Source organism: Kingella potus (genome assembly GCF_900451175.1).
Taxonomy (GTDB): Bacteria; Pseudomonadota; Gammaproteobacteria; order Burkholderiales; family Neisseriaceae; genus Neisseria; species Neisseria potus.
The window spans coordinates 1224459-1240373 of the sequence record NZ_UGJJ01000001.1; the positions used below are offsets into that span (position 1 = coordinate 1224459).

General features: G+C 59.5%; 15 protein-coding genes. 5 read left to right on the forward strand and 10 right to left on the reverse strand.

The genetic code is table 11. The features are described 5' to 3' along the window. Positions 1-22 precede the first annotated feature (22 nt). The 5 genes from DYE40_RS05670 to DYE40_RS05685 all read right to left on the reverse strand — a co-directional run bounded on the left by DYE40_RS05670 (position 23) and on the right by DYE40_RS05685 (position 4536). Positions 23-295 carry a VOC family protein gene (locus DYE40_RS05670; RefSeq protein WP_244732258.1) on the reverse strand — a complete coding sequence of 91 codons (273 nt, stop codon included), beginning with the start codon at positions 293-295 and terminating at the stop codon, positions 23-25. Beyond that, positions 178-435 carry a VOC family protein gene (locus DYE40_RS13210; RefSeq protein ID WP_342345870.1) on the reverse strand — a complete coding sequence of 86 codons (258 nt, stop codon included), beginning with the start codon at positions 433-435 and terminating at the stop codon, positions 178-180. Before DYE40_RS13210 ends, DYE40_RS05670 begins: the two co-directional genes overlap by 118 nt. A 51-nt stretch (positions 436-486) precedes the next feature. Beyond that, entirely contained in the window at positions 487-1014 is a 528-nt protein-coding gene (locus tag DYE40_RS05675; protein ID WP_115308105.1) for a DUF1697 domain-containing protein, read from the reverse strand. Between the two features lie 209 nt (positions 1015-1223). Continuing rightward, positions 1224-1652, reverse strand: a complete 429-nt coding sequence (locus DYE40_RS05680) for a GFA family protein (protein ID WP_115308106.1) — start codon at positions 1650-1652, stop codon at positions 1224-1226. A 118-nt stretch (positions 1653-1770) separates the two neighbouring features. After that, positions 1771-4536 (reverse strand): Rne/Rng family ribonuclease, encoded by a 2766-nt coding sequence (locus DYE40_RS05685; RefSeq protein ID WP_115308107.1) that lies wholly within the window; start codon positions 4534-4536, stop codon positions 1771-1773. 455 nt (positions 4537-4991) lie between these two features. Here DYE40_RS05685 and DYE40_RS05690 point away from each other — a divergent pair, with 455 nt between their 5' ends. The 5 genes from DYE40_RS05690 to galU all read left to right on the forward strand — a co-directional run bounded on the left by DYE40_RS05690 (position 4992) and on the right by galU (position 11563). Next, positions 4992-5984, forward strand: a complete 993-nt coding sequence (locus DYE40_RS05690; protein ID WP_115308319.1) for an RluA family pseudouridine synthase — start codon at positions 4992-4994, stop codon at positions 5982-5984. Positions 5985-6068: 84 nt separating this feature from the next. Beyond that, positions 6069-6617, forward strand: a complete 549-nt coding sequence (ampD, locus tag DYE40_RS05695) for a 1,6-anhydro-N-acetylmuramyl-L-alanine amidase AmpD (RefSeq protein ID WP_115308320.1) — start codon at positions 6069-6071, stop codon at positions 6615-6617. A 78-nt stretch (positions 6618-6695) separates the two neighbouring features. After that, on the forward strand, positions 6696-8069 hold the full coding sequence (locus tag DYE40_RS05700) for a cell division protein ZipA C-terminal FtsZ-binding domain-containing protein (protein ID WP_115308108.1): 1374 nt from the start codon (positions 6696-6698) through the stop codon (positions 8067-8069). Positions 8070-8168: 99 nt separating this feature from the next. Next, entirely contained in the window at positions 8169-10655 is a 2487-nt protein-coding gene (gene ligA / locus DYE40_RS05705; RefSeq protein ID WP_115308109.1) for an NAD-dependent DNA ligase LigA, read from the forward strand. 20 nt (positions 10656-10675) lie between these two features. Further along, positions 10676-11563, forward strand: coding sequence for a UTP--glucose-1-phosphate uridylyltransferase GalU (galU, locus tag DYE40_RS05710; RefSeq protein WP_115308110.1), 888 nt, complete (start codon positions 10676-10678; stop codon positions 11561-11563). Positions 11564-11638: 75 nt separating this feature from the next. Here galU and DYE40_RS05715 read toward each other — a convergent pair whose 3' ends face one another. From DYE40_RS05715 to DYE40_RS05735, 5 genes are all read right to left on the reverse strand, one after another. Next, the gene (locus DYE40_RS05715) at positions 11639-12631 is read right to left on the reverse strand and encodes a hypothetical protein (RefSeq protein ID WP_115308111.1); all 993 of its coding nucleotides are present in this window, start codon (positions 12629-12631) and stop codon (positions 11639-11641) included. Between the two features lie 162 nt (positions 12632-12793). Next, the gene (lpxA, locus tag DYE40_RS05720) at positions 12794-13570 is read right to left on the reverse strand and encodes an acyl-ACP--UDP-N-acetylglucosamine O-acyltransferase (protein ID WP_115308112.1); all 777 of its coding nucleotides are present in this window, start codon (positions 13568-13570) and stop codon (positions 12794-12796) included. A gap of 147 nt (positions 13571-13717) precedes the next feature. Continuing rightward, positions 13718-14182, reverse strand: coding sequence for a 3-hydroxyacyl-ACP dehydratase FabZ (fabZ, locus tag DYE40_RS05725; RefSeq protein WP_115308113.1), 465 nt, complete (start codon positions 14180-14182; stop codon positions 13718-13720). A gap of 69 nt (positions 14183-14251) precedes the next feature. Continuing rightward, positions 14252-15292: a UDP-3-O-(3-hydroxymyristoyl)glucosamine N-acyltransferase gene (gene lpxD, locus DYE40_RS05730; RefSeq protein WP_115308321.1), complete on the reverse strand. Its 1041-nt coding sequence runs from the start codon at positions 15290-15292 to the stop codon at positions 14252-14254. A 97-nt stretch (positions 15293-15389) separates the two neighbouring features. Further along, positions 15390-15896, reverse strand: coding sequence for an OmpH/Skp family outer membrane protein (locus tag DYE40_RS05735; RefSeq protein ID WP_115308114.1), 507 nt, complete (start codon positions 15894-15896; stop codon positions 15390-15392). Between the last annotated feature and the right edge of the window lie 19 nt (positions 15897-15915).

Here is a 15915-nt window from a genome sequence, read left to right on the forward strand (position 1 = left end):
TCCGCCGCCCTTTCAGACGGCCTCAGCCGCGCAGTTTTTCCAAAAACGGGTTGAACGCGATTTCCCACAAAAAGCCGTCGGGGTCGGCGATGTAGCCGCTGTATCCGCCCCAAAACACTTTCTGCGGCGTTTTCACTGTTTTTGCTCCGGCGGCGGCAAGCTGCCCGAACAGCGCGTTCACCTCGGCTTCGCTGCCGACATTGTGCGCCAGCGAAAAGCGGGGGAAACCGCTGCTTTCAGACGGCATCTGCGCGTCGGCGGCCAAGGCTTCTTTGCCGAACAGGGCAAACAGCAAACCGCGCCCCGCCTGAAAAAAGCGATGTTTTCATTGCTGCCGTCCGTTTCCCGCCAGCCGAACGCTTCGCGGTAAAAGCGGCGCGACACGGCCAAATCGGCCACGCCCAAAGTGATGAAGTTGATGTGCTGTTCCATCATCGTCTCCGGTTTCGGGTTTCAGGCAGCCTGAGGTTTTTTTCAGACGGCCTGTTAAAAATCGGCCATCTTGCGCAAGGTGTTGCCGTTGCGCGTGGTCAGGCGGAGGCCGAGCTGCTTTTCCAGAAACGCATTGCCCAATTTGCTGCGGGAAGCGTCCTGCGGAATATACGAATAGGCGGCACACGGGCGGATATGCAGTTTCTCCGCACCGAAATCCTGCCCGCCCAAACCGGCGGTGTCGGCCAGCGGCGTGTTGCACAAAGTGTAAAACACGCGCTTGGGGTCGTATGCGCTGCCTGCAAACGGGTTGCCGTCCAATATTTCGCGCAACTGCTCGGGCGTTTTGACGACAACCACCAAATTCGCATTCAGATTCCCGTGCAGCAGCCCGTGTATCCGCGCGGCGGTTTCGTCCGCTGCCCACGGGCTTTCCAGCGCGATGTTGCCGCTCTGTATCCATGTCCGCACGTTGCCAAAACCGCCGCCGCCCAATACGGTGCGGATGTCTGCCATTCTGACGGCGTTTTTGCCGCGTGGCATCACACCGCGCAGGAAGGCAATCAGGGTCGGGCTGCTCATGGCTTAATCCTTGCAAATATTGTTCAGGCCGTCTGAAAACACCAAATCTACCTGCCATCGCGCTTCGGCCGATGTGATGCTGTGATAGAAATCGTGTTGGTCGGGGCAGGGGAGGGCGGGTAAGCCGTTGTGCGGTTTGCCAGCAGGTATAGGTTAGCGGGTTTCTTTCGGTTTTGCGGCGGATCGGGCTGTTCGGACGGCCTGCCGCCCTACTGCGCCGCGCCGATAAAGGCCAGAAACTCCTGCTCGGTCATTTTCGGCGTATCGTCGGCCAGCGTGTAATACGGTGCTTTGCAGTCGATAAACATCTGCATCTCCAGCTTGAAGGCGGCGTTGTCGGCAAACAGTCCGGCGTTTACATAATAATCATCACCCACCTGCACAAACAGGTCTGTGCCGCACTGTTTGCAAAACGCCCGCTGCGCCCATTCGGTCGACCGGTAACGGCTGATATTTCCGCCGCCGCTGATTTCGGGCGGCTCGGACGCGGTGAGGGCAAACGCCGCGCCGCCGCTTCTGCTGCGGCATCTGCCGCAATGGCAGGCGTGCACTTGGCCGTTGTGCGCCACTTTGAGCGATACCGCGCCGCACAGGCAGCGGGCGTTGGTTTCGGTGTGTGCGGTGTTTGTATCTGTCATCGTATTGTTCCTGATTCTGTTTCGGTGAATAAGGTTGGGAAACGTGCGGATGCCCTATATCGGCAAAACAGCGGCAGGCCGTCTGAAAACGGCTGCCGCTGTTTTTACTGCCGTTCCGTCAGTCGCGGCGGGTTTCGATTTGCACCATTTCTGCTGCGGCAACGGCTGCTGTTTCGCGGCGCGGCAGATCGGAGCGGTGCGGACGCTTGGGCAGATCGGGTTCGGGCGCGGGTGCGGACAAGGCTTCAGGACGGGTCTGCACCAGTATCATGCCCGCAGGGGCGGCAGGCAGTTCGACCGGCTGTTCGTCGGCAGCCGCCGTTTGGCGGGCGGATTTGCCGCGTTTGTCGGCGTTTTCAGACGGCCTTTGCGCAGCTTCGGCGTTTGTTTCCGTCTGTGCTCCGCTGTCGGCCTGCGTCATCACGCGGGCGACGGCGGCCAGCACTTTTTCGCTGCTTTCGCTGACAAGGGCGGCATCGGCGGCCGGCGGTACGGCAGGGGTGTCTTCCTGCGGCGCGGGGATGGTAATGACCAGCGGGGCGTTGTTGTCGTGCTGCGGCAGTACGGCGGCGGGCGCGGGCGCGGTTGCTCCGAAAACGTGGGCGACGGCGGCGCGTACCTTTTCCGCTGCTTCGTCTATCATCAGATACTGCTCGATTTTGGCGGCGGAGGGGACGTTGCGCTTTTTGTCGTAGCGGCGGTTGCTGCCGTTGTTGCGGCCGCCGCGTTCCTGACGGCCGCCGTCGCGGCTGCCGCTGCGGACGGGTTTTTGTTCCTGCCGTGTTTCGGGGTTTTCAGACGGCCTCTCCTGTACGGGCTGCGCTGCCGCTCCGGACAGAGCCGCAGGCGCGGAGGCGGTGTCGCCGCGTTTGCCGTTGCGGCTGCGGTTGTTATTGCGGCCGTTGCGTTTTTCGTTTTGTGCTTCCTGCTGCGCTTCTTTCTGCACTTCTTTGGCAGGAGGCGGCGCGGCGGTTACGGCTGCGGTCTCTTCCGTTTGCGGCGGGGGAACGGCGCGGCGGCGGTTTTGCTGGCCGTTGTTGCGGGCGCGGCTGCCGCCGTCGGTGTTGTCGTCCTGCGGCGGTGTGCCGCCGCTCGGGCGGGCATTGTTGCGGCGGTTGTTGCCGTTGCGGCGGTTTTGCGGGTTGCGCCGTGTGCCGCCGGTGTTTCTGGCCGGCTCGGGCTGCGGTTCGGCCTGTACCGTGCTGCCGAACAGGCCTTTAAACCATGCTTTGAACCTGTCCCACCAGCTTTCCGGCTGCGGCTCGGCCGAGACGGGGGCGGGCTGGGTGTGCTTCACGCCTTTGACGGCGGGCTCGGGGCGGGCCGCTTTGGCGCGTTCGCTGCCGAAGGGTTTGGCGGTGTCGTCGGTTTCGGGTACGGCAACCTGTTTGTAGCTGGGGGCGGCGGCCTCTTCGATGTCGTCGGTGCGGATGCGGCTGATTTCGTAGTGGGGGTTTTCCAGGTGGATGTTGGGAATCAGCAGGACGTTCACGTCCAAACGCTCTTCCATGGCGAAAAGCTCGGCGCGTTTTTCGTTGAGCAGGAAGGTGGCGACATCGACGGGCACTTGGGCGTGCACTTCGCCGGTGTTGTCCTTCATCGCTTCTTCCTGAATGATGCGCAGCACGTGCAGGGCGGTGGATTCTATGCCGCGTATCACGCCGGTGCCGGCACAGCGCGGGCAGGCGGCGTGGCTGGATTCGCCGAGGGCTGGTTTGAGACGCTGGCGCGAGAGTTCCAGCAGGCCGAAGCGGGAGAGCTTGGCCGTCTGCACGCGGGCGCGGTCTTTTTTCAGCGCGTCGCGCAGGGTGTTTTCGACTTCGCGCTGGTGTTTGGGGTTTTCCATGTCGATGAAGTCGATGACGATCAGGCCGCCCAAGTCGCGCAGGCGCATTTGGCGCGCCACTTCTTCGGCCGCTTCCATATTGGTTTTGAAGGCGGTTTCTTCGATGTCTGCGCCGCGTGTGGCACGGGCGGAGTTTACGTCTACGGAAACAAGGGCTTCGGTGTGGTCGATGACGATCGCGCCGCCGGAGGGCAGGCTGACGCTGCGCGAGAACGCGCTTTCGATCTGATGCTCGATTTGGAAGCGGGAGAAGAGGGGGGTGTGGTCTTGGTAGAGTTTCAGACGGCCTGTGTTGGCCGGCATGACGTAGGACATGAATTCGGAAATTTCCGCATGTACTTCGGCATTGTCTACGAGGATTTCGCCGATGTCGGGGCGGAAATAGTCGCGGATGGCGCGGATGAGCAGCGAGCTTTCCATAAAGAGCAGATAGGGATCGGGATGGGCGTTGCCCGCCTCTTCGATGGCCTGCCACAGTTTGAGCAGGTAGTCGAAATCCCATTGCAGTTCTTCGACGCTGCGGCCGATGCCGGCGGTGCGGGCGATGAGGCTCATGCCGCGCGGCACGTCGAGTTCGGCCATCGCGTCTTTCAGCTCCTGCCGCTCTTCGCCTTCGATGCGGCGCGATACGCCGCCGCCGCGCGGGTTGTTGGGCATCAGCACCAGATAGCGTCCGGCCAGGGAAATAAATGTGGTGAGTGCCGCGCCTTTGTTGCCGCGCTCGTCTTTTTCCACTTGGACGATGACCTGCATACCTTCTTTGAGTACGTCCTGAATGCGGGCCCTGCCGCCTTCGTAGTCTTGGAAATAGGCGCGGGAAACTTCTTTAAAGGGGAGGAAACCGTGGCGGTCGGTGCCGTAATCGACGAAGCAGGCTTCGAGCGAGGGTTCGATGCGGGTAATGACACCCTTGTAGATATTGCCTTTGCGCTGTTCTTTGCCCAGCGTTTCGATGTCGAGATCGAGCAGGGTCTGCCCGTCTACGATGGCCACGCGCAGCTCTTCGGCCTGCGTGGCGTTAAACAACATTCGTTTCATGATGACTCCCGGCGGGCGCGTTTTTTTCAGACGGCCTGCCCGTTTGTACCCACGAAGCGTGTAACCTGTTTCCGGCTGTTGCGCCGCAATAGTCCATGCCGTTCGGAAAACGGCCATGTGCGGCTGTGAAGCGGATTCGTAAAGAAGGGATTAAAGAACGCCGCCGGAGTAAACCGGCGCAGCCTGCGCTTCCTTTTGGGAAGCGGCAGGATTGGAATGAAACTGCCGACATCTTCTTATTATCGTTCGCCTGTTTGCGCCGCGCGGGAAACTGCCGCGTCTTAGTTTTGCGTAAATGGCCAGGCACATACGGACTTCGGTTACTGCCCGCCGCCCGTTTGGCTGCGGGCGGCGCGGAAATGCTTTGCGGGATACGTTTTTAATATAAAATCGCTTTTTTCAATATGTTTTGCGCCGCGCAAGGCGGCTGCAAAACGCCGCAGATTATAGAGAAAATGCTCCCGACAAGCAAAGTTTCCGCCCGCCTTGCCGCCGTTGGCGAACACGAGGCAGGGCAACGCCTTGATAACTATCTGATAAAAATCCTCAAAGGCGTACCCAAGAGCCATATCCAGCGGATTATCCGCGCGGGCGAGGTGCGGCTGAACAAAAAACGCTGCAAGAGCGACAGCCGCATTGCGGCGGGCGATATTGTCCGCATTCCTCCGGTGCGTACCGCAGAGCGGCAGAGGCCGTCTGAAAAAGCTGCCGCGCCCGCGCGGGAGTTTGACATTGTGTACGAAGACGACGCGCTTTTGGTCATCGACAAGCCGTCTGGCGTGGCGGTGCACGGAGGCAGCGGCATCAGTTTCGGCGTGATCGAGCAAATCCGCCGCGCCCGCCCGGAAGCCCGCTATCTCGAGTTGGTACACCGTTTGGACAAGGACACCAGCGGCCTTCTGATGATTGCGAAAAAACGCGGCGCGCTGGTAAAGCTGCACGAGGCCATCCGCAGCGGCCGCCCGGAAAAAAGCTATCTCGCGCTGGGAGTCGGCAAGCTGCCGGACGAACGTTTCCATGTGAAGCTGCCGCTGTTCAAATATACCGGCGCGGCGGGCGAGAAAATGGTGCGGGTGAGTGGGGAAGGGCAGAGCGCGCACACTGTTTTCAAGGTGCTGAACCGTTTTTCAGACGGCCTGCCGCACAGCGTCGGCCTTTCGCATTTGACGCTGGTCGAAGCCGCTTTGAAAACCGGCCGCACCCACCAAATCCGCGTCCACATGCAGGCGCAGGGCTGTCCGATTGCGGGCGACGAACGTTACGGCGATTTCCAGGCCAACCGCCGTTTGCAGAAACTCGGCCTGAAACGGATGTTTCTGCACGCCGCCAGGCTGCGTTTGGAACATCCGCTCACGGGTGCGGAGCTGGTGTTGGAAGCCCCGCTGCCGCAGGAGCTGGCGCGGTTTCTTGCTGCTTTGGAACACGGCGGCGCGGCGCGGGCGGAATGAATGGATGCAGGCCGTCTGAAAACCGTTTTCAGACGGCCTTTTGCCGCCGCAGCGGCGCAGGCCGCTACGGGAAAGGAGAGGGCAATGCAGGAATGGCGGGAAGGACGCTGGCAGGGGGCGCGGCAGGCGTTTTCGCCCAACTGCGGGCCGCGTCCCGAAGGGGAAAGGGTTACGCTGGCAGTTATCCACAATATTTCGCTGCCGCCGTTCGAGTACGGCACGGGCGCGGTGGAGAAGCTGTTTGCCAACCGCATCAACGGGGCGGAACATCCGTTTTTCAGCGTGATTGAAAATTTGCGCGTGTCCAGCCATTTCTTTATCGCACGCACGGGCGAAACGGTGCAGTTTGTTTCCTGCGGCGATGCCGCCTACCATGCGGGTGTGTCGTCGTTTCGCGGGCGGGCGGGGTGCAACGCTTTTTCGGTGGGCATCGAAATGGAGGGATGCGACTTCGAGCCGTTTGCAGAGGCGCAGTATGCCGCCCTGCGCCGCCTGCTCGACGCGCTGTTGGCGCAATATCCGATTGAGGCGGTAACGGGACACGAACACATCGCTCCGGGGCGCAAAACCGACCCCGGGCATTTTTTCGACTGGGAGCGGGTGGCGGAGTGGGGTTTTCAGACGGCCGTTTAGGCCCGTTAAGTGATGGCGGCGGCGGTTTCCGCTATAATCGCCGCTATTTTTGATTCGACAAGCGACAGACAAAGCACTATGGACGGAAAAATGTGGATGGCAGCAGCCGTCGGCCTGCTGGTGATTCTGGGTGTAACCGCCTACAACATGTATCAGGAAAACAAATACCGCCGCAAAGTGCGCGAGCAGTTCGGCCATTCCGACAAAGACGCGCTGCTCGAAGGGCAGCAGGATTCCGTGCGCGACGGACGTACCGGCACGGGCATGGCCGGCTGGCAGAACAAAGAAGGAGTGCAGGGCAAGCCGCTGGTGGTGGTGCGCGAGGCCGATGTTTCCAAACTTTCCGAAGAAGACCGAGCCGCCGCCCGCGCCGCCGACCTGTTTGCCGGCGTGCAGGAAGGGCCGTCTGAAAAAGATGCGGCGCAAGCGGCCATACTGCCGGGCAAATCCGGCCCCGGCGTGCTGGCGATGGAAGAGTTTGACGGCGGCGGTGCCGCTGTGGAAGTGGAAGAAGACGAAATCATCATGTTGGAAGAGCCGGACTCCGAAACCGGCAAATTTGCGTTTGCCTCCGTACCTTCGCCCGAGCGCGAACGGGAAAAAACCGGCCGCCGCGAACGGCTGCTGATGGATTTGGACGACATGGTCAAGCAGGAGCTGCCGTGGTTTGAGCCGCGTTTCGACTACATGGCCTACATTTCCCTGCGCGAACCGCAGGAATTCCGCACCCTGCCGCGCTTTTCCGGCCGCCACCGTTTCTTTGTTGCCGGCTGCACGATGGACGGCCTGTGGCAGGAAGTCGAGCCCGTACCCAATGTGTATTACCAGGGCTTCATCGTTGCCTTGCAGGCCATCTCGCGCAAAGGGCTGGCCACCGTGCAGGAGCTGGAAGACTTCGGCGCACAGATTGACGCGTTTGCCGCCAAACTCGACGCGGGCATCAAGCTGATGGACATTTCCGCCTTTCTCGACACCGCCCGCCCGCTGGACGAATTGTGCGAGCGCGTAGACCAAACCATCGCCATGCACCTCGTTTCCCGCAGCACCGTCAGCGGCAGCGAGCTGCGCGCCGCTTTGGAGCGTGCCGGCTTCGCGCTCGCGCACGACGGCGCGTTCCACCTCGAAGAAGACGGCCGCGTGCTGTTCAGCGTGATTACCATGGACAACAGCGCGTTTACCGCCGCCCTGCTGGCATCGCAGCCCTATAAAGGCTTCAGCATTTTGTTTGATATTCCCCACGTTCCCGCAGGCAGCCGCAATTTCGACCGCTTTATGGACTTGACCGTACGTTTTTCCAGCGAGCTGGGCTTGGATTTGGTCAACGACAAACTCGAAGAGCTGTCGATGGAATGGCTCAAAGACGTAGGCCGCTATGTTGCCGCGCGGCAGAAAGAAATGCAGAAAGTCGGCATCGAACCCGGCGGCGCGCTGGCACAGCGGCTGTTTTCCTGAACAGGCCGTCTGAAAAAAAGCAAAAGGCCGTCTGAAAACGCTTTTCAGACGGCCTCAAACATTCCCTTTTCCCCTCCCGAAGCCTCCCACGACACCGCCATGAACGACACCGCCGCAAAAATCCGCGAACTGACCGATCTCCTCAACCGCTACGGCTACGAATATTACACACTCGACGCGCCCAGCGTGCCGGATGCCGAATACGACCGTCTGTTCCACGAACTCGAAGCCCTCGAAGCCGCCCATCCCGCCCTGAAACTGCCCGACAGCCCCACCCTGCGTGTCGGCGGCGCACCGTTGTCCGCCTTTGCCCAAGTGCGCCACGAAGTGCCTATGCTCTCGCTCAGCAACGCTTTTTCGCCGCAGGATGAAAGCGGGGCATTCGACCATGCGGAAATGACGGCGTTTGACGAGCGCGTGCGCGGCGGATTGGGCGGGAAGCCGCCGCAATACGTTATCGAACCCAAATTCGACGGCCTCGCCGTGAGCCTGCTCTACCGCGACGGCGTACTGGTGCAGGCCGCCACGCGCGGCGACGGCAGCAGCGGGGAAGACGTTACGCAAAACATCCGCACCGTATCCGACATTCCCTTGCGGCTGCGCGGCGGCGACACACCCGCGCTGATTGAAATACGCGGCGAAGTGCTGATGTTCAAAGCCGATTTTGCCGCGCTGAATCTCCGTCAGGAAGAAAACGGCCGCAAACCGTTTGCCAATCCGCGCAACGCGGCGGCGGGCAGCCTGCGCCAGCTCGACCCGCGCATCACGGCGCAGCGCAAACTGCATTTTTTCCCTTACAGCATCGCGCGGCAGGAGGGCGGCTTTTCCGCCGGAACGCATATGCAGGAGCTGGACTATTGCGGCAGGCTCGGTTTTGCCCTGCCCGAAGGGAACTGCGGCTGTTTCGGCAGCATGGCCGAAATTTTGGCGTTTTACGAACAAATGCGGCAAAAACGCCCCGCCCTGCCTTATGAAATCGACGGCATGGTTGTGAAGGTAAACAGTCTGGCGCAGCAGCACGAACTGGGCTTTATCTCGCGTGCGCCGCGCTGGGCGGTCGCCCACAAATTCCCCGCCGAAGAAGCCTTGACCGTGGTTGAAGCCATCGATGTGCAAATCGGCCGCACCGGCGCGGCTACGCCCGTTGCCCGTTTGAAACCCGTGTTTGTCGGCGGCGTTACCGTTACCAATGCCACGCTGCACAATCAGGACGAAGTGTCGCGCAAGGATGTGCGCGTGGGCGATACCGTGGTCGTGCGCCGCGCGGGCGACGTGATTCCCGAAGTGGTGCGCGTGGTGGCGGAACGCCGCCCGACGGCGGCGGCAGGCATTGCCGATACCGGCGCAAACGGTGATTTGTTTGTCCAAAGGCCGTCTGAAAAACAACAACCCGCCTATCCGCCCTACGTTTTGCCTGCCGAATGTCCCATCTGCCGCAGCCCCATCGAACGCGAAGAAGGCGAAGCCGTAGCGCGTTGCAGCGGCGGAATGCTGTGCCAAGCCCAACGCGCACAAGGCTTGATTCATTTCGCCTCGCGTAAGGCAATGGACATCGACGGACTGGGGCAGAAACAAATCGAGCAGCTTGTCGCACAAGACATCGTGCGTCATTTCGCCGACCTCTACCGCCTGAACGTGCCCGCCCTGCAAAAAATGAAAGAAACGGCGGAACAGGCCGAAAGGCCGTCTGAAAACGACAGCAAAGGGTTTTCAGACGGCCTCACGGAAACGCCCGCCGCCAAAACCAAAAAACAGCCGACCAAGTGGGCGGAAAACATCATCGACGGCATTGCCGCCAGCAAAACCCCCGATTTGGCGCGTTTTCTGTTCGCACTCGGCATCCGCCATGTCGGCGAGCGCACCGCCAAAACGCTGGCGCAGGCTTTCGGCACGCTCGACACCGTGCGCCGTGCGCCCGAACCCGTACTCGCCTGTCTGCCCGACATCGGCGGAGTCGTCGCCCGCTCCGTTGCCCACTTTTTCGGCCAGGCCGCGCAGCAGGCGATGATAGACGAGCTGCTGGCCGAAGGTGTCGTCCCGAAAATACAGGCCGTTACCCTGCCTGTTTCCGATTACGCAGCACCGCAATGCTGGCTCTCCCGCCTGCCCGGTTTCAAAACCAGCGAAAACAAAGCGCAGGCTTTGTGGGATTTGGCGGGACGGAACACAGACGCACTCTTAAACGACAAAGCCCTGCCCGCCGACTGGCAGGCTTGGCGCAGCGTGCCGCAAAACGGAAAACTGCTGCGGCAAACCATCGCGTTTCTCGCGGAAACGGCGCACAGGCCGTCTGAAAACACCGCAGGCGCAAGCGTTTCAGACGGCCTCAATGAAGCCGTGGCAGGCAAAACCTTTGTCTTAACCGGCACGTTGCCCACCCTCAAACGCGATCAGGCACAAGCCATGATTGAAGCGGCAGGCGGCAAAGTGTCGGGCAGCGTGTCGAAAAAAACCGATTACCTCGTTGCGGGCGAAGCCGCCGGCAGCAAGCTGGAAAAAGCCCTTACGCTGAATGTTGCCGTTTTAAACGAAGCAGAGCTGCTGGCCATGCTCGGTCAAGATGCAAACACACAGCAGGCCGTCTGAAAACATAAAAGGAAAAAACCATGAGCCACCAGCCCCAAGCCGTCAGAAAAGCCGTTTTCCCCGTTGCCGGCATGGGTACGCGCTTTCTGCCCGCTACCAAGGCCAGCCCCAAAGAAATGCTGCCCATCGTCGACAAACCCTTGATCCAATACGCCGTAGAGGAAGCCGTGGAAGCCGGCTGCACCGAAATGGTGTTTGTAACGGGGCGCAACAAGCGCAGCATCGAAGACCATTTCGACAAAGCCTACGAATTGGAAAGCGAGCTCGAGCTGCGCCATAAAGACAGGCTGCTCGAACACGTCCGCAACATCCTGCCCAAAGGCATTACCTGTCTCTACATCCGCCAGGCAGAGGCACTCGGGCTGGGACACGCCGTCCTCTGCGCCCGCGCCGCCGTCGGCAATGCGCCGTTTGCCGTCATTCTGGCAGACGATCTGATCGACGCGCCGCAAGGCGCATTGCGGCAGATGATTGAAATCTACGGGCAGAGCGGCAGCAGCGTCTTGGGCGTGGAAACCGTGTCCCCCGAGCAGACCGGCTCGTACGGCATCGTGGAAACGGCCGCCGCCGGCAGCCTGCGGCGCATTACCAATATCGTTGAAAAACCCAAGCCCGAAGAAGCACCATCCAATCTGGCCGTGGTCGGACGCTACATCCTGACACCCCGCATTTTCGACCTGCTGACCAACCTGCCGCGCGGCGCGGGCGGCGAAATCCAGCTTACCGACGGCATCGCCCGCCTGCTGGATCACGAAACCGTCCTCGCCCATGCCTTTGCAGGCAAACGCTACGACTGCGGCAGCAAACTCGGCTATCTCGAAGCCACCGTCGCCTACGGCCTCAAACACCCCGAAACGGGCGCGGCCTTCGCCGGTATTTTGGCGCAATATGCGGCAGAGCCGCGCTGAAACGGCCGGCGGTGCCGCGCGCCTTCCGCCTTTGTTTGAAAAAATTAAGGGCAGATTCCGATTCTGCCCTTAATTTTATAAAGTTGTCTTTTGCACTTCTTCCGTCAAATCCGACGCAAATTTTTCTACATTTTTATAGATATATCTGCGTCCGTCGTCATATTTTTGTTCGTAAAGCGTCATTTTGGGCAACTGCGCCTGCAAAACGGCATTCATATAAGCCATTTTCGGCGGGTAAAAATAAAATATCCGGCCTTTCGGATAGCCGTTTTCCCGCTGCCAATGCTCAAATTCCCGAAAAAAGCAGTCGTGGACGGGCATGGTTATTTTTTCAAACAAATCCGCGTCAACCGTCCTTGCCAAACGGTACAGGCCGTGGATTTCCTGGGCAAACAGTTTGTCTGTCTTCTCGCGCGGAAAACCCAGTTTTTGGTATGCCGCGCAGAGTTCCTGCAAACACTCCGATGCTTTTTCGGCATTTTTTTCCATTAAAGCCAGCAAATACAGCACACACAGCCGCTCCCACGCCGTTTTTTTCTTCTGCAAAAATTTTTCCGCTTTGCGCAAGGCTTCTTCTTTCAGGTCTTCCTGCCCGAAATAAAGGATTTTCAGCAGGTTTACTGCATTCTCGGTGTAATACCTGCCCGCACCGGAAGGCAGCTCTGCGGGAAAAAGGCTTTCTATCACTTCGAAATCATTGCAGGCAAAGGCAGACAGACTTTCAAAAAAGGCATGGCAATGGTCTGTGCCGCTGGGAAAAATGCAGGTTTTCAACAGCTCTTCTCTGGATGTTTGAAACAGGGCATTGTTTAATTTTTCAAAATCCAAATCCTTAAAAACGCTGTAAAACGCAAAGTCTTTCAAATTGTCAAACAGGCTGATATATATTTTCGTTGTCAGAATACTGTCATCGTCTGAACATTTTGAAAAATTCTGATCGAAAGTGCTTTCGTTCCAGCGTTCGAATTCTTCCCAGGAAGCGGGCGGATAGTAGCATCCCTGCGTTTGAAAGCTGCTTTCTCTTTTTTCGAGATGTAATTTCAGATATTTCTTTATGTTTTTCATCATGGCGGCGGCGTGTTTTTCAAATGTGGTAACGGGATGGGGAATATGGCAAATGAGGCCGTCTGAAAACCGTTTTGCGGTTTCAGACGGCCTCTAAGGTTTGTCGGCCGCGCTTTGATCCGTGCAGCCCGGCGGCCTGTATCCGCAGCTTGTTGCGAAACGGTTTCAGCGCACGATGCCGCGTGTGGAGGCGGCGAAAAAGTCTTTGAACACCGCCAGCTCGGGGCGGGTTTCGGCGCGGGTAAGGATGTCGGCTTTGGCTTCTTCGTAGGGGATGTTGCGCAGGTAGATGGTTTTGTATGCTTCTTTTACGGCGGAGATTTGTTCGGCGGTAAAGCCGTTGCGGCGCATACCTTCGCTGTTGATGCCTGCCGGTTCGGCGCGGTAGCCTGCGGCCATGAAGTAGGGCGGTACGTCTTTGTGTACGCCGGCGGCGAAGGCGGTCATGGCGTAGTCGCCGATATGGCAGAACTGGAATACCAGCGTGTAGCCGCCCAAGACGACGTAGTCGCCAATGGTAACGTGTCCCGCCAGCGAGGCATTGTTGGCAAATACGGTGTGGTTGCCGATGACGCAGTCGTGGGCGAGGTGGCAGTAGGCCATAATCCAGTTGCCGTTGCCGATGCGGGTTTCGCCGATGCCGGTTACGGTGCCGAGGTTGAAAGTGGTGAATTCGCGGATGGTGTTGTTGTCGCCGATGACGAGGCGGGTGGGTTCGCCCGCGTATTTTTTGTCCTGCGGGATTTCGCCGAGGCTGGCAAACTGGAAGATGCGGTTGTTTTCGCCTATGGTGGTGTGGCCGTTGATGACGGCGTGCGGGCCGATTTCGGTGTTTGCGCCGATTTGCACGTTTGCGCCGATGACGGTGTATGCGCCGACTTTAACGCCGGAATCCAGCTCGGCTTTGGGGTCGATAACGGCAGTCGGATGGATGAGGGTCATGGCTTTCCTTTCGTGATGGCGCAAATCGGGCGTTGTGTCCGGCGGGCGAACCGGCCCGCCGTATTGCTGCCTGATGTCTTTATGGCTGCGGATGCGTATCGGCGCGATGCCCGTACGGAGTCCGTACAGGCCGTCTGAAAACGGTGCTCAGCCTTTTTCGACAATCCGCTGGACACACATGATGGTGGCTTCGCAGGCCAGTTCGCCGTTTACTTTGGCGGTGGCGTTGAATTTGCCGATGCCGCGCCGGTGTGCCAGCAGCTCCACTTCGAAATCGAGGCGGTCGCCGGGAATGACCTGCCGTTTGAAGCGGACGTTGTCCAAGCCGGCAAACAGGGTGATTTCCCCTTCGCGGCGTTTGGTGCTGCCCTGGCTCAACACGGCCAATACGCCGCAGGCCTGCGCCATCGCTTCCACTATCAATACCCCCGGCATCACGGGCGATTCGGGAAAATGGCCTTGGAAAAACTGTTCGTTAAACGTTACGTTTTTGATGGCGTTCAGCGATTTGCCCGGTTCGGCGGCGGTAATGCGGTCGAGCAGGAGGAAGGGGAAGCGGTGTGGCAGGAGTTCTTGGATTTCGCGTGCTTCGATAGGGAGTTGGATGTCCATTGCGTTGTGGTCCTGTTTTGTTGTCGGGAGGCCGTCTGAAAAGGAAGTGCGCTTTTCAGACGGCCTGTTTCATTTGCCGCTTTTTAGTTCGGCCAGTTGCTGTTCGAGTTGTTTGATCCGTTTGGAGGTGTCGCTCAGCCGTGAGATGTGGACGGCGTTGCGCGCCCATTCCTTATGGGACGACATCGGAAAAATGCCGGCAATGTGCTGCCCGCTTGCGGTGATGCTGTGGGTAACGGAAGTGCCGCCGCCGATGGTGGTTTTGTCGGCGATTTCGATGTGGCCGACCGTGCCGACCCCGCCGCCGATGATGCAGTAGCTGCCGACGGTAACGCTGCCGGAAATGCCGGTTTTGGCGGCGATGACGGTATGGCTGCCGATTTTGCAGTTGTGGCCGATTTGCACCTGGTTGTCGATTTTGGTGCCGCAGCCGACGGTGGTGTCGCTCATCGCGCCACGGTCGATATTGGTGTTCGAGCCGATTTCCACGTCGTCGCCCAGCGTTACCGCGCCGGTTTGCGGGATTTTAAACCACGAGCCGCCGTCGAACGCCAGCCCGAAGCCGTCTGCGCCGATGACCGCGCCGCTGTGGATTTCTACGCGCTTGCCCAGTGCGCAGCCGTAATAAATCACGGCGTTGGGGCGGACGACGACTTCGTCGCCCAGCGTGCAGTCATGTTCGACTACCGCGCCTGCGAGTATGCGGCAGCCTTCGCCGAGTACGGTGTTTGCGCCTATGTAGGTGTGCGCGCCGATTTCGCAGCTTGCGGGTACTTTTGCAGTCGGCTCGATAACGGCTGTGGGATGGATGCCGCCGCGCGCTTTGGCCACAGGCGAAAACAGCCTGGCCACTTTGGCAAAATAGAGATACGGGTCGGCGGCGACAATCAGGCTGCGGCCTTCCAGTCCGGCAGCGGCCGCTTCCGACACAATCACCGCGCCGGCGCGGCTGGCGTGCATGTCGTGTTTGTATTTGGGATTGGCAAGAAAGCTGATGTCTGCGGCTTCGGCCTCATCCAGCGGCCGCACGGCACGGACGGCGATGTCTTCGCCGCGCACTTGGCCGCCGAGTTTGGCCGTGATTTGGGAAAGGGTGTAGGTTTGGCTCATATGCGTTTCGAACGGATTGGCAACGGCCCGTTTTATGTTTTCAGACGGCCTCAAATACGGAGGAGGCCGTCTGAAAAACGGGGAAACAGGCAGGCGGTCAGCGGTTCATTTCGCGGATTACCTTGTCGGTAATGTCGAATTTGGCGTTTATAAAGATGACATCGTGGACAATCAGGTCGTAGCCTTCTTTTTTTGCCAGGTCGATCATTACCTTGTCGGCATTGCGTTGCAGCGCGGCAAACTCTTCGTTGCGGCGCAGGTCGTAGTCTTCGGCCAGCTTGGACTGTTCGCTGCGGAGGGTTTGGTTGTGCCGCTGCAGTTCGGCAAGCAGGCCGTCGCGGGCTTTGCCGGCTTTGGTGGCGGCGGCTTTGCGTTCCAATTCCGCCGCATCCCGCTGCATTTGTTCCAGCCGTTTCTGTCTCGGCGAAAATTCTTCGTCGAGCTTGGCCTGTATGTTCTGTGCCTGCTTCGATTCGCGGTATACCCGATCCACGTCGATAAAACCGAGTTTGCGCAGACCCTCTGCCGCAGCGGGAGCGGCCAAGCAGGCCGCAGCGGCCAGTATGGCAGCCCACCGCTTTATCTGTGGTTTCCGTTTTATCATGCGGTTTCCGTTTCAAACA

What these genes read in the sequence shown, in the direction of transcription:
- DYE40_RS13210 (WP_342345870.1), bottom strand. Translation starts at nt 435, where the DNA reads ATGATGGAACAGCACATCAACTTCATCACTTTGGGCGTGGCCGATTTG.
- DYE40_RS05675 (WP_115308105.1), bottom strand. Translation starts at nt 1,014, where the DNA reads ATGAGCAGCCCGACCCTGATTGCCTTCCTGCGCGGTGTGATGCCACGC.
- DYE40_RS05680 (WP_115308106.1), bottom strand. Translation starts at nt 1,652, where the DNA reads ATGACAGATACAAACACCGCACACACCGAAACCAACGCCCGCTGCCTG.
- DYE40_RS05685 (WP_115308107.1), bottom strand. Translation starts at nt 4,536, where the DNA reads ATGAAACGAATGTTGTTTAACGCCACGCAGGCCGAAGAGCTGCGCGTG.
- DYE40_RS05690 (WP_115308319.1), top strand. Translation starts at nt 4,992, where the DNA reads ATGCTCCCGACAAGCAAAGTTTCCGCCCGCCTTGCCGCCGTTGGCGAA.
- ampD (WP_115308320.1), top strand. Translation starts at nt 6,069, where the DNA reads ATGCAGGAATGGCGGGAAGGACGCTGGCAGGGGGCGCGGCAGGCGTTT.
- DYE40_RS05700 (WP_115308108.1), top strand. Translation starts at nt 6,696, where the DNA reads ATGGACGGAAAAATGTGGATGGCAGCAGCCGTCGGCCTGCTGGTGATT.
- ligA (WP_115308109.1), top strand. Translation starts at nt 8,169, where the DNA reads ATGAACGACACCGCCGCAAAAATCCGCGAACTGACCGATCTCCTCAAC.
- galU (WP_115308110.1), top strand. Translation starts at nt 10,676, where the DNA reads ATGAGCCACCAGCCCCAAGCCGTCAGAAAAGCCGTTTTCCCCGTTGCC.
- DYE40_RS05715 (WP_115308111.1), bottom strand. Translation starts at nt 12,631, where the DNA reads ATGATGAAAAACATAAAGAAATATCTGAAATTACATCTCGAAAAAAGA.
- lpxA (WP_115308112.1), bottom strand. Translation starts at nt 13,570, where the DNA reads ATGACCCTCATCCATCCGACTGCCGTTATCGACCCCAAAGCCGAGCTG.
- fabZ (WP_115308113.1), bottom strand. Translation starts at nt 14,182, where the DNA reads ATGGACATCCAACTCCCTATCGAAGCACGCGAAATCCAAGAACTCCTG.
- lpxD (WP_115308321.1), bottom strand. Translation starts at nt 15,292, where the DNA reads ATGAGCCAAACCTACACCCTTTCCCAAATCACGGCCAAACTCGGCGGC.
- DYE40_RS05735 (WP_115308114.1), bottom strand. Translation starts at nt 15,896, where the DNA reads ATGATAAAACGGAAACCACAGATAAAGCGGTGGGCTGCCATACTGGCC.